The 14,915-nt window shown below is 33.0% G+C and carries 13 protein-coding genes; 2 read left to right on the forward strand and 11 right to left on the reverse strand.

Going from position 1 to position 14,915, the window contains the following annotated elements:
- Window positions 1–31: 31 nt before the first annotated feature.
- A complete protein-coding gene (hemF, locus tag OM075_RS02690; RefSeq protein ID WP_301188925.1) occupies window positions 32–928 on the reverse strand; it encodes an oxygen-dependent coproporphyrinogen oxidase in 897 nt (298 codons plus the stop codon).
- Window positions 929–1,138: 210 nt separating this feature from the next.
- Here hemF and OM075_RS02695 point away from each other — a divergent pair, with 210 nt between their 5' ends.
- The gene (locus OM075_RS02695) at window positions 1,139–1,624 is read left to right on the forward strand and encodes a hypothetical protein (RefSeq protein WP_301188926.1); all 486 of its coding nucleotides are present in this window, start codon (window positions 1,139–1,141) and stop codon (window positions 1,622–1,624) included.
- Between the two features lie 7 nt (window positions 1,625–1,631).
- Here OM075_RS02695 and OM075_RS02700 read toward each other — a convergent pair whose 3' ends face one another.
- The 9 genes from OM075_RS02700 to OM075_RS02740 form a co-directional block, all read right to left on the reverse strand.
- Window positions 1,632–1,934, reverse strand: coding sequence for a DUF6787 family protein (locus tag OM075_RS02700; protein WP_301188927.1), 303 nt, complete (start codon window positions 1,932–1,934; stop codon window positions 1,632–1,634).
- Window positions 1,935–2,017: 83 nt separating this feature from the next.
- Window positions 2,018–3,049 carry a uroporphyrinogen decarboxylase gene (gene hemE, locus OM075_RS02705; RefSeq protein WP_301188928.1) on the reverse strand — a complete coding sequence of 344 codons (1,032 nt, stop codon included), beginning with the start codon at window positions 3,047–3,049 and terminating at the stop codon, window positions 2,018–2,020.
- Window positions 3,050–3,055: 6 nt separating this feature from the next.
- Window positions 3,056–4,351 carry a glutamate-1-semialdehyde 2,1-aminomutase gene (hemL, locus tag OM075_RS02710; protein WP_301188929.1) on the reverse strand — a complete coding sequence of 432 codons (1,296 nt, stop codon included), beginning with the start codon at window positions 4,349–4,351 and terminating at the stop codon, window positions 3,056–3,058.
- A 97-nt stretch (window positions 4,352–4,448) separates the two neighbouring features.
- Window positions 4,449–5,417: a porphobilinogen synthase gene (gene hemB, locus OM075_RS02715; RefSeq protein WP_301188930.1), complete on the reverse strand. Its 969-nt coding sequence runs from the start codon at window positions 5,415–5,417 to the stop codon at window positions 4,449–4,451.
- A gap of 21 nt (window positions 5,418–5,438) precedes the next feature.
- Window positions 5,439–6,197 carry a uroporphyrinogen-III synthase gene (locus tag OM075_RS02720; RefSeq protein WP_301188931.1) on the reverse strand — a complete coding sequence of 253 codons (759 nt, stop codon included), beginning with the start codon at window positions 6,195–6,197 and terminating at the stop codon, window positions 5,439–5,441.
- Window positions 6,198–6,206: 9 nt separating this feature from the next.
- A complete protein-coding gene (gene hemC / locus OM075_RS02725) occupies window positions 6,207–7,136 on the reverse strand; it encodes a hydroxymethylbilane synthase (protein ID WP_301188932.1) in 930 nt (309 codons plus the stop codon).
- A 14-nt stretch (window positions 7,137–7,150) separates the two neighbouring features.
- Entirely contained in the window at window positions 7,151–8,419 is a 1,269-nt protein-coding gene (gene hemA, locus OM075_RS02730) for a glutamyl-tRNA reductase (RefSeq protein ID WP_301188933.1), read from the reverse strand.
- Between the two features lie 78 nt (window positions 8,420–8,497).
- On the reverse strand, window positions 8,498–8,851 hold the full coding sequence (locus OM075_RS02735; RefSeq protein ID WP_301188934.1) for a hypothetical protein: 354 nt from the start codon (window positions 8,849–8,851) through the stop codon (window positions 8,498–8,500).
- 141 nt (window positions 8,852–8,992) lie between these two features.
- Window positions 8,993–10,969: a DUF349 domain-containing protein gene (locus OM075_RS02740; RefSeq protein ID WP_301188935.1), complete on the reverse strand. Its 1,977-nt coding sequence runs from the start codon at window positions 10,967–10,969 to the stop codon at window positions 8,993–8,995.
- A gap of 226 nt (window positions 10,970–11,195) precedes the next feature.
- Here OM075_RS02740 and trmD point away from each other — a divergent pair, with 226 nt between their 5' ends.
- Window positions 11,196–11,870 (forward strand): tRNA (guanosine(37)-N1)-methyltransferase TrmD, encoded by a 675-nt coding sequence (trmD, locus tag OM075_RS02745; RefSeq protein WP_301188936.1) that lies wholly within the window; start codon window positions 11,196–11,198, stop codon window positions 11,868–11,870.
- Window positions 11,871–11,953: 83 nt separating this feature from the next.
- On the opposite strand, the gene OM075_RS02750 is transcribed toward trmD, so the two are convergent.
- Window positions 11,954–14,863 (reverse strand): PD-(D/E)XK nuclease family protein, encoded by a 2,910-nt coding sequence (locus tag OM075_RS02750; RefSeq protein ID WP_301188937.1) that lies wholly within the window; start codon window positions 14,861–14,863, stop codon window positions 11,954–11,956.
- Window positions 14,864–14,915 lie beyond the last annotated feature (52 nt).

A 14,915-nucleotide genomic window follows, 5' to 3' on the forward strand; every position in this document is an offset into this window, starting at 1 on the left:
TTTTAATTAGGTTAATGTAAGATCGTACGTTTTACATGTTTATCCAATCTATTCCTTTTTTCAATAGATCTTGTGTTTTTTCTTCTTTTGAACCGGGAAGTACAGCGAAATTATGTTCCCATTCTGCCATTGGAGGCAGACTGATTAAAATGGATTCTGTGTTTCCGCCTGATTCCAGGCCAAATTTTGTACCTCTGTCGTAAACTAAATTAAATTCAGCATATCTTCCTCGTCTGATATTTTGCCATGTTTTTTCATTCTCAGTGTAGGCCAGACCTCGTTTGTTATCCATAATGGTACAATAAATATCAGGATATAATTTAGCCAGGTCAATGGTGAAATTCTTTAGTTTTTTCAGTTCGCTTTCTGTTTGAGGTTGAATCATATCAAAGAAAATTCCACCAATACCTCTGGTTTCATTACGGTGTTCAATATAAAAATAGTCGTCAGCCCAATCTTTATATTCAGGATAAAAGTTAACATCGTATTTGTTACATACCTCAGCTAATTGTTGGTGAAACCATTTAGATTCTTCAATATCAATATAGTGAGGTGTCAGGTCAATTCCTCCACCAAACCAATAGGTACCATTGTCCAATTCAAAAAATCGCACATTCATATGAATAATTGGGATATGTGGATTTTTCGGATGGATGATGGATGAAATACCTGTAGCTTCGTATCTTTCAGCATTTGTTGTAAGGATAGATTCCATTCTGTCGGAAAACTTTCCTTTAACATGCGAAAAATTAAGCCCAGCTTTTTCAATAATGCTTCCCTTTTTCAGCACTCCGGTAACACCATAGCCAACTTCCTTTGACCATGGTACCTTTGCAAACTTTCCCGTTCCATCGCATAATTCAAGTTGGAGGCACATTTGCTGTTGCAACTCCATGTATATGTTTGCTATTTCTTCTGTTTTATTCATTCTTACAATGTATGTGTGCTTATATAAGATCGCTCTTAATGCTTATTTAACATCTGAATTATTCATTTGTTTATAGCTCGATAATCGAATTCAGAATAAAAAATTATACGCTTTGATTTATAGACTTATAAGGTAAGTATACCTTAGAAAAATTATTGTATACCCTCTGTTTTGGTTGTAACTTATATATAGCACTTAAATTTGTTAGTTATGAAAATGTTGGTTTTGTTGATGGGTATATGGATACTTGCACTAACTGATATAGCAGGGCAGGTTGAGGCTAGAAATAATACGAATGTGAATAAAGAGGTTTTTGAAGAGACTATGTTTACCATACAAAAGAACGCAGTTTACAATGAAGATTTACTTGGATTTGCTTATGAACGGTTAATACCATTGAGCAATAAGAATGCGCTAATTTTAAAAGGTGGATTTATAATTTGGGATCCTGTAATTCCAGTTGTTGAAAGTGCCTTTATGACGGGAGGGAAGAAGAATTTTTTAGAATTGGGAGTTGGTGCATTAATTGCAGATACCAATACTGATGAAGAAGGGGGATTTGACTTTGTGACATTTAGATTGGGTTATAGATATCAGGCTCCCAAAGGATTTTTATTAAAGGCATCGGTTATTCATTCTCCTGATAACTTTATTTTGCCACTAATTTCTTTAGGATATAGTTTTGGATTGAATTAGCAAGATGTTATTTGTGTTTTGATTTCCTGAAAAAACGACCAATGCTTTTTTTCTGGAAGTTGTAGAAAAATCGATATTGACCAAATAAGGTTCCAATAACTAAAAGAAGTATTTGGTATGATGGTAGTATTGTTAAAACATACATCGGAATTTTAATCCATAAGGATGTATCAGCATCAATACCAAGTAAATCAAAAACGATCTTCTTAACAAAAACAGCTGCACTACCAGTAACTGAAAATACAACCAGAATAATCACAACCTGAAAATTGGAATTTATTCCCCATCTGTTTTTAAGCTTCTCTAACATAAATCCAAGTATTTAATGGTTTTCAGATAAAAAATGCCGAAAATAGATTGTTTCCGGCATTTTATATATAAGATGATCATTATCTATCGTTGCCAATTGGTATTTTTAATCCAGTCAGCCAGAAATTTTGCATTTTCATACGGAATGTCAGGTAAAAATCCATGTCCAAGATTTATAATCCAATCATGATTCTTACTTCCAAAATCAATGTATTTGTTTAAACTTGATTCAATAGTTTTCTGGTCAGCATATAATAAGCGAGGATCTATATTTCCTTGTAATCCAATGTTTCTATCCACCATTTTTCTGGCCACATCAATAGGAGTTTGCCAATCAATGCTTAAAAAATCGCACATTTCAGGAGTAACCTCTTTAATACCACAGCCTAAATCCTTAGGGAAGTAAATAAAAGGAATACCTTCTTCGCGTACAGCTTGAGCTATTTTTTTAACTGCAGGAAAGAACAATTCTTTATATAAGTCAAAAGGAATTAATCCGGCATGTGTTTCAAATAACTGAAAAACTTTTACGCCATTATTAATTTGCCCTTTCGCATAAATTATGGATAAGTCAGTAATAACTTCAATAAGCTTTTTTACCGTTTCTTTATTTTGATATAAGTACTTCAGTGTTATAGGAAAGTCTTTACTTCTGCCAATTCCTTCCAACATATAGCACAAAACAGTTAAAGGAGCTCCACAAAAACCAATCAGGGGAATGTGAGCTGGTTTTGTTGCTATAATTTGTTTGATTACATCGTATATATAATTTAACCTTGTAGGATCTGGTTTTAAATCTGCCAAAGGATTTTCTCTTTGCGATAAAGGAATATCAAACTCAGGACCTCGATCTGTAAAATCTAATCCCATTCCCATAGCGTAAGGAATGACCAGTATATCAGAGAAAAGAATTGCTGCATCTACACCAAGATCATCAATAGGTAAAAGCGTAACTTTTGCGCCTAATTTTGGATCTTGCATCATCTCCCAAAAGGAATACTTCTCTTTTAATTTCATATACGAAGGAAGTACTCTGCCCGCCTGCCTCATAAACCAGAATGGCGGTCGTTCCGTCTTTTCTCCTGCAAGAATTTTTAATAGTAATGAATCGTTCATAAAAGTTTAATTCTTAAGCTGCTTCAATGCGTTAAAACTTGCATCAATCGTTTTTTGTAAATCCTCTTTTGTGTGAGCAATTGATACAAATCCGGCTTCAAATTGAGAAGGAGCTGTATAAATACCGCTTTCTAAGGATAATCTGAAATACTTTGCGAAAAGTTCTGTATCACACTTCATTACATCCGAAAAGTTTTGTACTTCATTTTCTTTTGTAAAAAATAGTGTAAACATTGAACCTACACGATTGATAACACCAGGAAACTTAAGTTGTTCAAGATTGTTTTGAAGTCCTGCACTTAAAAACTGAGCTTTTTCTTCCAATTGAGTATAAAAATCAGGAGTACTATTTAATAATTTGAGGGTAGTAAGTCCTGCAGCCATAGCCATAGGGTTTCCAGAAAGTGTTCCTGCCTGGTAAACAGGACCATTAGGCGCTAAATGATCCATGATCTCCTTTTTACCACCGTAAGCACCAACAGGTAATCCGCCACCAATGATTTTTCCAAGTGTAGTTAAATCCGGCCTAATACCTAATACCTCCTGAGCACCACCTTTAGCAACTCTAAATCCGGTCATTACTTCATCAAATATTAGTAAAGTACCATTTTCAGTACATGCTTTTCTTACGCCCTGAATAAATTCATCAGTAGGACGAACAACACCCATGTTTCCTGTTACAGGCTCCAGAATTACAGCGGCAATCTGCTCTTTATACTCATTAAATAAACTTAAAACAGAATCAAGGTTATTATATTCGGCAGTAAGTGTATCACTTGCTGTGCCTTTGGTAACTCCCGGCGAATTTGGTGTACCTAAAGTTAATGCTCCTGAACCGGCTTTAATTAAAAATGAATCACCATGTCCATGATAACATCCTTCAAATTTTATAACAAGATCTCTTTGGGTATAACCACGAGCCAGACGTAATGCACTCATGGTAGCTTCAGTTCCGGAATTAACCATTCTAACACTTTCAATAGATGGAATCATCTCGCAAATAAGATTTGCCATTTCAGTTTCCATAAGTGTTGGCGCTCCAAAACTGGTTCCATTAATTGCTGTTTGGTGCAAAGCCTCAATAACATCAGGGTGGGAGTGACCCAAAATCATTGGACCCCATGATGCAACATAATCAATATATTCGTTGTTATCGATATCTGTAATTTTTGATCCTTTGGCACTTTGAATAAATAATGGATCTCCACCAACTGATTTAAATGCTCTAACAGGTGAATTTACACCACCTGGTATATGTTTTACTGCTTCCTGAAAAGCTTTTATACTCTTTTCTGTATTCATTTTTATTAAGTCAAAAAGTTGAAAGTTAAAAGTATTTAAGTCAGGATGAAATCACCCTTTAATCTTTACCCTTTTAACTTTTATAGTGTTTGTTTTATTACAATTGATCAATTACATCCTGAGTGTGGTACGAAATTATTAAATCAGAACCAGCTCTTTTTATTGATGTTAAAATTTCAAGTGTAATTCGGTTTTCATCGATCCATCCTTTTTCTGCAGCAGCTTTTACCATTGAAAATTCTCCACTTACGTTGTAAGCTGCTATTGGCATATTAAAGTTATCTTTTACTCTTCTGATTACGTCAAGGTAGCTTAATGCAGGTTTAACCATAACAATATCGGCACCTTCAAAAATATCTTGTTCAACTTCTCTGAGGGCTTCATTGCTATTGGCAGGATCCATTTGGTAAGTTGCACGGTTTCCAAACTGAGGAGCACTTTCGGCTGCATCTCTAAATGGACCATAAAATGCAGATGCATATTTGGCAGAATACGCCATGATAGGCATGTTTGTAAAGTTGGCTTTGTCTAATTCATTTCTGATAAAACCAATACGTCCATCCATCATATCACTTGGAGCAATCATATCAATTCCGGCTTCGGCTAAAGAAACAGATTGTTTTCCTAAAGTGATTAAAGTAGAATCATTATCCACATCGCCATTAATTATTGTTCCGCAATGACCGTGTGTGGTATATTCACAGTTACAAACATCTGCGATAATATATAAATCAGGTAGTTCTTTTTTTATGGCTCTTGTAGCTTGTTGTACAATTCCATTATGTTCGCAGGCAACTAATCCATGCTCATCTTTGTGTTCAGGAATACCAAATAAAAGAATGGATTGAACTCCTTTATTGTATAGTTCCTTACATTTTTCAACTAATAAATCAACAGAGAGCTGATAGTTTCCCGGCATAGAGTTAATGGGGTTTTGAATTCCTTTTCCGGGACGAACAAATAAAGGCATTATTAAGTCATCACGTGTAAGACGGGTTTCCCTAATCATATTTCGGGTGACTTCAGATTGTCTCATTCTTCTTAATCGTGTAATTGGAAATGCCATATCTTTTAGTTTTATGTGATATTATAGTTTTTTGTAATAATTTTTAATTGAATTAACTATACCAATAGCATTGGGTTCTTCTGCAATGGCTAATGGTGTAATATTGTGTTTTAAAGTAGCTTCTGCTGTTACTTGTCCTATACAAGCCACTTTTAAATGATTAGAGGTAATTGGTACCAGGTTGTTAATGGCAGAAGGACTAGCCAGAACAATCATATCGTAATTACCTTTGTTTATTTTTTGCAGTACCTCCGGATTAAAATTGGCAGGTGCTGTGTTTTTATAAATATTGATTCTTGTAATGTTAGCAACCGTATTTAGCGTGTCAACTAAATTGTTTGGAGATAAATCTCCGGTAGGCCATAAAATATTGGCTTGTTTATCTTTTAAAAACGGTTTTAATTTGGTGATAAACTCTTTGCCGGTTTTAGCGTGACCATCAAACACAATATTTAATCCCTTAGATTTTATTTCTTCGGAAGTTTTATAGCCAATACTTGCAACTTTTAGGTGATTCAGAATTTCATCAGAATTTTCTTGCTTAGAAATAAGACTGTAAAAAAAACGAAAAGCATTAGCACTGGTAAAAATAACATGAGTAAAGTTCATTATCTGATTAAGGGAACCTTGTAATAAAAGATCCTCATCAGATTCTGTCAACTCAATCATAGGAAATTCAATTAAATCTGCACCTTCCTTTTCAAAAAGTACTTGTATATCTTTTGATTTACCAAGAGGACGCGTAGAAATAAAAACTTTACCTTTTAATATGCTATCCATTTTTAACATCTATGCGTTTCTGATGCTGTTTAAAATATCGTTGGCTCCCTGATCAATTAGCTTTTGAGCTAGTTCTTGTCCCATTTGATCTGCCATGTTTACACTATTTGATATCGTTTGTTTGAGATATTGTTTTCCATCCAGTGATGAAACAAATCCAGTAAGCGTAAGAGTTTCACCTTCAAGTTTACTATAGCTTCCAACAGGAACCTGACATCCACCCATCAGGGTTTTCATAAATGATCTTTCTGCAGTTACTTGGTTTAGTGTATTTTGATGATTGATTTTCTTTAGGAAATTATTTACAGATTCGTTATCTGATAAAGATTCAATAGCAATAGCTCCTTGTGCCACAGCTGGAATAAATTCAGCAGGTTCCAGAATTTCTGTAATATAATGATCAAGTTCTAATCGTTTTAATCCGGCAGCAGCCATAATCATCGCATCGCAATATCCATCTTCCATTTTTTGAAGGCGCGTATTTATGTTGCCTCTGATATCTACAATTTTAAAATCCGGATTGATTCTTTTTAAACCTGCAATTCTTCTCAAACTTGAAGTTGCAATGGTATGATCTGGAGTTAATTCGTTCAGCTTTAAACCATTTTTACTTACTAAAGCATCCCTGAAATCAGCTCTTTCCAACACTGCACCCACACAAAACTCAGAAGGTAATTCTGTTGGGAGATCCTTTAAGCTATGCACCGCGAAATCAATTTCTTTATTGATCAAAGCAACTTCAAGTTCCTTGGTAAATAAACCTTTATCTCCAATTTTAGATAAGGCCACATCAAGAATTTTATCTCCTTTGGTTTTTATAATTTTAACCTCTATTTGAATATTGCGGTCAATATTTTCTATCTCAGATTTTACTTTGTATGCCTGATATAACGCTAGTTTGCTACCTCGCGTTCCGATAGTTATTTTATTTGGATGCATGTTTATCAAAAGTGTTATTCGTTGATCTTATCCTCAAAATTAAAAAGTTGATTGATTACATCAAGAGATGCTGTTGCATTTCCGTTGTTTGTAACCTCTTTTAAATTTTTGATAAGCATTCGGATGTATTTTTGAGTCAGTAAACCTGTGTATTTTTCAATTTGTTCAATGGTTTTCTCGTCCATGTTTTTGCGATATTCAATCAATTCGTTATCGCTTAACTGTTGCATATTTGTGGTGATAGACTTAATTACAGGTCTTAGAGAACGGCTGTTTAACCAAGTGATCGATTCTTCAACAAGCTCATCGATGATAATATTGGCATTGTCAACACTGTTTTCTCTCATTTCCTTATGATCGTCCAATATTTTCTGTAAATCATCCACACAAATTAATTGAGTGTGATCAAGGTTTCCAATTTCAATATCGATATTACGAGGAACAGATAGATCAATAAACAATTGTTTTTTGTTTTTACGAATTTCCTGAATCTGTTCAATATCTTGTTTTGTAATTAAATATTCACCAGCGCTGGTTGCAGTTAAAATAATATCCGACTGAGCTAAGTGGTCTTTAAAATTCCTGAATAAAATAGGATTTACATTTCTGTTTTTAGCTACCTCTAAGGTTTTTTCGTCAGTTCGGTTGGTAATTGATATATCAGCAACACCTCGTTTTTTGAAATCTCTAAGTGCAAGTTGACCTGTTTCACCAGTACCAACAATTAATATATGCTGAAGCTTGAGGTTTTCAAATATTTTTTCGCACATATCAATGGCAACATAACCAACAGATGTGGCTCCTTGCTGAATAGATGTTTCTGTTCTGACTTTTTTACTGCATTCAAATGATTTTTGAAATAAACGCATTAAGATTGCGTCGGTTAAATTAGCTTCTGTACAAAATACATAAGCTTTTTTCATTTGATTTACAATCTGGTTTTCTCCAATAACCATGGAGTCAATTCCGGATGTTACCCTAAATAAATGTCTGATGGCATCAGCATTAGTATGGTGGTAAAAATTAGAACTATAATCGGTTTCAACATTCAAATAAGAATGTAATTCATTTAAAATATTGTCTTTACATTCTTTAGCTGAGCAGTTGTCTTTTGAGTAATATACTTCCGTTCTGTTACAGGTTGCCAATACAACAACTCCGGCAATTTCTTTAATTTGTAGAAATCTTTCTGATAATGGAATAATATCGTCGGCAGGGATTGCAAATTTATCCCTTATACCTAGTGAAGCTGTTTTGTGATTAATTCCAAGTACTCCAAGCATAATTTTATTTTAATCCAATAAAAATATTAATAACGTTTTACGATTTATGTATCGAATGTTACACAATAAATAACAAAATTAAGCTTGAGTTGGAGATGGACGTGTAATATTGGGCAACTGATAGTTATAGCTAGTCCATGATTTACAATCAAAGGTTTTTAATTTATGTTTGATAAACCTATAATTGTACGTTTTTATGGCGTGTTCTTTTACTTTTATTTCAGAGCAGGAATTGTGGGTGATTTTACTTACGTAAAAGGTTTTGACAGGTTTTGAATACGCAGGTTTTTGATAGGTAATACTTTTGTATTCAGTATGATCCTCACCTTTTTGTTTTTTTAAATTAAGGGCATAAGTACCATAGCCAAAAACATATATTAAAGCTAAAATGATGTATGTAATATGTGTTGAAAATACCCCTATAAAAAACACGATTCTTGTTTTAATTTCAGTTGGTAAAATTAGTTATTCTCCAATAAATATCATAACGATATTTGTCATACCTCTAAAAAAAAAAGATGATTCGTAAATATACAAATCATCTTTTAATTATTTAAATATGTTGATATGTTTTTATTCTTCCATGTGGTCTAACATATCTATTTTTTCTTGTAGCAGTTTGATGTTCCTTTTACCGTTTTCAATTTTGTGCTCAAAATCCTTAATTAAAGAAGCAGAGCTTTTACTCTTGGCAAAGAAACCAATGTTATTTTCCCAAACAGTAATGTCGTTTTCCAATTGCTTTAATCTATTTAAAAGCTTATGACGTTCCTGATTAAGTTTGTCGTCCTGATGATCAGAATTTTTCATGTTTTCTAATCTGTTTCTGAACTTTTGTACATTTTTATGATACTCATCCATATTCAGATTATCGAAATGTTTGTTTATTTCATTTCTGAAGTCCTGATTAATTCTGTCTTTATCCTTAAATGGAACATGGCCAATTTCAGAAAACTTTCTTTGGTAATCCTGAAGAAGTTTGAATGTTTCTTCGTTGTCGCTACTATTTTTGAAGTTTTTCAATTCATCAATAATAGCTTCTTTTGCTTTTAAGTTGTCATCTTGCGACTCGTCAACTTTATTAAAAAACTTGGATTTGTTATCAAAGAAAGCATCACAGGCTTTTCTAAATCTATGCCAGATGGCATCAGACTGACGTCTTGGTACAGGACCGATTTCTTTCCACTGTTTCTGAATTTTGATAAATTCGTCAGTAGTTTTCTTCCAGTCTGTACTATCTTTCATAGCTTCAGCTTTTTCACAAAGTTTAGTTTTTTCAACTAAATGATGCTGCTGCTCGTTTTTATAATCTTTAAAGAACGTTCTTTTCTCTTCAAAAAACTTATCACAAGCAGATCTGAAACGCTCGTAAATGGTGTTGTTATCCTTTTTAGGCGCAAAACCAATTGTTTTCCAGGTTTGCTGTAAGTTAATTAGCTTTTTACTTTTTTCTTCCCATTCTTTAGGTGAATGAGCTTCTTCTTTTAAAATTGCCTCAGCTTTTTCACAAAGGTCAGTTTTTAGCTTTAAGTTTTCTTTAAGCTGATCTTTTAAACCTTCAAAGTAAGCCTGATGTTTTTGATTAATAACAGTGGTAGCTGCTTTAAATCTTTCCCATAATTCATCTTTAACTTCTTTAGGTACCGGACCAATCTCGCGCCAGCGATCATGATATTTTTGAAGTGTTTTAAAGCTGTTTACTACCAATGGATCGTCAATTAGTTTTTCAGCTTTTTCACAAAGGTCAGTTTTTAATTCAAGATTCTTTTTTAAGTCAAGATCCCTTAATTCCTTATTGATTTTTACATAGTTGTAAAAGTTTTCAATGTGAAGGTTATATGTATCCCAGGTATCTCTTACTTTGTTTTGAGGGATAGGACCTATTTCGTGAAATCGTTGTTGAAGGCTTCTGAATTCGTTAAAGGTTTCGTTAAGAGATTCCTGACGATTTACTAAATTTTTGATAGCCTCAATAACTTCGTTTTTAGCACTTAAGTTTTTTTCTTTTTCTTCTTCAATCTTTTTAATAAGCTCAAATTTACGTTGTTTAAATTCATGAATAAGATCCTTAATCTCTAATTCTAAAGCATCGATAGGAGCAGCAAAATTTTCTTCAAGTTCTCCGGATTCAACAAAATTCTTTTTTAATACTTCTACTTCTTCATTGTATAATTTATAAAAGATAGATTTTATTTCATCTACTTCATCTTTTATTTCATGAAGCTCAAAGTTTTTAGTAATATATTTTAAACGTTTAACCAATTCTTCTCGAGATAAAGCTGTTAAATCAACTTTATCCAAAACAGGTTTTTCGTCTTCTGTATCTGTTGATTCTCCATCTGTTGATGTTTCTTCAGCAGTAGCAGTGCTTTCTTCTGAAGATGATTCAGGAGTGTCAGCTATTGTTTCTTTTTGTTCTGTAGTTAAATCACTTGTTGTTTCTAGTTGATTTTCAACAGAATTATTGTTTTCACTTTCCGTATTTTCAGGAGTGTTTAATGAATTTAATTCTTTTTCTTCTCCGGATTTGTTTAGATCATTTGCTTCCATCAGCATAAAAGTTCGTGGTACAATAAGCTACTTATTCAAGAATCAGGATCTTAAATTCCTGTCTTTCGGTAGTACGAATATATTATATATAGTTAAAACCTCAAATTTTTTTGGCCCTAACATCATATATAATTTTTAAAGTTTATAAAAGCTGTTTGGTTTTTAATGATAGTTATTCTGAAAGTACCAATTGTAAAATATTATATTTGCAGCAAAATTAAAGAGAATGCGGATTGATATTTTAACGTTATTTCCAGAGATGTTTCAGGGACCTTTTAGTGAATCTATTATCAAAAGAGCCCAGGAAAAAGGCACGGTTGAATTGGTATGTCATAACATTAGAGATTATTCTACCAACAAGCATAAAAAAGTAGATGATTATGCTTTTAGTGGAGGAGCAGGTATGGTGATGCAGATTGAACCTATTGCTCGTTTAATAGAAAAGTTAAAAGAGGAGAGGGAATACGATGAAATTATTTATGTAACACCGGATGGACAGACTTTAAATCAAGGTATATCCAATAAGCTGTCGCTAAAAGGTAATATTATGATTTTATGTGGTCATTATAAAGGTGTTGATCAGCGTGTCAGAGATCATTATATAACCATGGAATTATCCATTGGTGATTATGTTTTAACTGGAGGAGAATTGGCCGCTGCTGTAATTGCTGACTCTGTAATACGATTAATTCCCGGAGTTATTTCTGATGAAACTTCTGCATTAACAGATTCTTTCCAGGATAATTTACTGGCGCCACCAGTGTATACACGACCAGCAGATTATAATGGATGGAAAGTGCCGGATATTTTATTGTCGGGCGACAATAAAAAGATAGAGGCCTGGAAAGAAGAACAAGCCTATAAAAGAACAAAAGAAAGAAGACCTGATTTGTTAAAATAATTCCCAGTCTACAGTAACCAGTCTACAGTCCACATTTCAGTAGTGTTGTAGGCTGAAGACAGGTTACTAGTTACTGTATATTACTATTGTTTTCCACAGATGCCCTTGTAACTGCAAATTTTACAGTTGTCAGAATATTCTGTTTGTTTAAAAGGAATTTGAGGATCAAATAAAATATTCATCTGACTTTTAAATTCTGTAATATATTCATCTTCAATTAATTTTAAGGATAATTTTTCTTTACTACTTCGGGCTCCCTTTTTTAAAGAATAATCTGGCGAAGTGAATATTTTTTTTATCCATACCACACCAGGATGAAAACTGATGTTTTCAGGAAAATCTTTCTTTATGATATAACTGTAGAGCAAAGTCTGAAATATGGCTTTTTTGTTTTTATGTTTTGACTCTAAAAATAGTTCCTCGATTTCATTGAAAAAATCTTCACCAGATCCGGTTTTGTAATCAATCACTCTTACAATTCCATCTTTCTCGTCTAGTCTGTCAATGGTTCCACCAACATTTAAAGTTTTACCTTCGCTAATCTGAATTGTTGATTCGACCTGTTTTTCTAGTCCTTTAAGTATAAATGGAGCATGTCGTTGTTCTACAACTAAAAACTGCTGAATATATTTGATGATAATATCGTATATTAAAACGTTTTTTCCTTGAATATCAATAAAGTCACTTTGGTTTAGCTGGGTACTAAAATATTTATTAAAGCTTTCCAGTAATGCATTTTTAATTCGTTTTTGATCTTTTGCAATAGCCTTAATATCTTCCGGAGAAACTTCTTTTCCTAAATATGGTTTGTAAAGTTCTTCAACTGTTTCATGAAAAAGCGTACCAAATATTCTTGGATCAATTTCTTCGGTTATTTCATCAGGTTCAGAGGCTTTTAATATGTATTTGTAATAAAACCTCATTGGACATTCGAAGTAGGAACTTAAAGCACTTGGCGATAGTTTTCTACTTCCTTTGTTTAAATACTGATTCAGGATGTTCATTGTTTTTTCATCCTTTTCAATATAATAGGCTTGATGTGTTTGAATGTTGATGTGGTCAACAGCTGTTGAAAAACTTAATTTATCCTTTGGGTATTCGTATTTTAATTGAAATAAAAAACGACTCATTTCACCTGTTTGCATCCCCTGAGCAGATGAATTATATAATAAATGAACGTTTTTAGCCCGGTGTATTAACCTGTAAAAATAATATGCAAAAATAGAATCCTGATGCTCAATAGTTGGCAGATTAAATGCTTTTCTTAAACTAAATGGCACCAAGGAATTGGTGGCTCCTGATTGGGGGAATGTGCCTTCATTCATATTCAGAATGATTAAATTTTCAAAATCCAACGCTCTGGTTTCCAATATTCCCATAAGTTGTAATCCTTTAAGAGGTTCTCCACTAAAAGGAATGCTTTTTAGGTCAGCGGCTCGTTTAAATAACTTAATCCAGGTATTGATCTGAATGCTAACATTTAGTTTACTGATTAAATCGGAAAGTTGTGTAACGGTTAAAAATAACTGATATATAAATTCTTTTTCAATAATCTGACTGTTTTCAGAGTCCTGCAATTCTGTATGAATTAAGTATAACAGATTGGTCAGGTATTCCGAAAACTCATTACTGTCTTTTATGGGATGAAAAATTGAAATTAAAAGCTTACTTTTTTGAAGTTCATTAGCTTCGATATAGGTTTTATTTTGACGGGTAATATTTTTAGCCAATTCGGCATGAAGTTCATTGTTAAGAGGTTCAACATATTGATGCGTTAAAATGGGTAACACATTTCTAAAATAAAACCATGTTTTCCCGGCTTTGGTCTGCCTGCAGTTTTTTTGCAAGTCAAAAATAAGTTCCAATAATCCATAGGCCGGTGTGTTTTTAATGGGATATCCCATCGTAATATTGATCTTTTGATCATTTTGAGGAATGGCATGAAGTACTGGCAATAAGATGGTTTCATCAGTAAGAATTACTGCATTCCGTAAAGCTGAATCCAATTCTTCATTTTTGTCATATTGTAATGATTTTTCCTTTTGCTGAGTTAAAAAATCATTTACAATTTGAGTTTGCGCAGTGTCTGATGCTACCGAAGTAATTTTAATATCCGGTAAATTTTTATTTCCTGGCAAATTCCAATCCGAAGGAGAAGGGAAATTAATGATGTTTTCCTCAATAAAGCGAATGGCTTCATGTGCTTTGGTTCTTTCAAACGGATTTGGATTTCTGTTGTTAGAACTTAATAGCCATTCCGGTACATCCCAAATAAAATCAGCTTTATTGGTAATTTGTAAATGATTAAATAGCTTTTTTTCGCATTGGTTCAGTGCGTTAAATGCAACAAATACAATTTTAGGGTATTTGATGTTCAAAGGTGTTTTTTGAGTAATCTTATCAGCAATAGAACGATAAACTGCACCTTCGTAAGTAATGTTCTTGTCTTTTAATTGTTTGTTAAAGGTAGTATATACCTCATATAGTTTTTCCCATATCCTAATAAATTCCTCCTGATGCTCAGAAAGTTTATTGGGATTAAAGCTGTGCCAAAAACTTTGAATTGTTTCAATCTGTTCTTCTGTTAAGAAACTGTAGTCATCTTCTATTTCTTTTATGGCAAGTAAATTTGAAAAAACTTGTTTGGGATCTGCCAGATATTTATCAATATCATCAAAATCATTTAAAATAATTTCTCCCCAAGGCATAAATTCATCAAACGAAGTACCGGATTTATAGATGGATTCGTATACCTGATATAGCTCAAAAACTAAGGTAATTTTATCTGCAATTTGATCTTTGGCAAACTCCTGAATAAATTCGTTAATCGTAAGTGTTGTTGGTGACCAAAGTGGTTTATCTGTCAGCTTACTAAGGTGTTGCTGAAAAAATAATCCAGATCTTCTTCCTGGAAAAACAAAACAAAATTCCGAGATATTGGTTTGATATTTATTAAAATAGTATTGTGCCAGATGCTGAAGGAAATTACTCATTGATTTTTGTCTAATATTCTATGCATCTACAAAAGTAAAATAAACAAACAAA

It is taken from the genome of Plebeiibacterium sediminum (genome assembly GCF_026013605.1).
Classification (GTDB): Bacteria; Bacteroidota; Bacteroidia; order Bacteroidales; family Marinilabiliaceae; genus Saccharicrinis; species Saccharicrinis sediminus.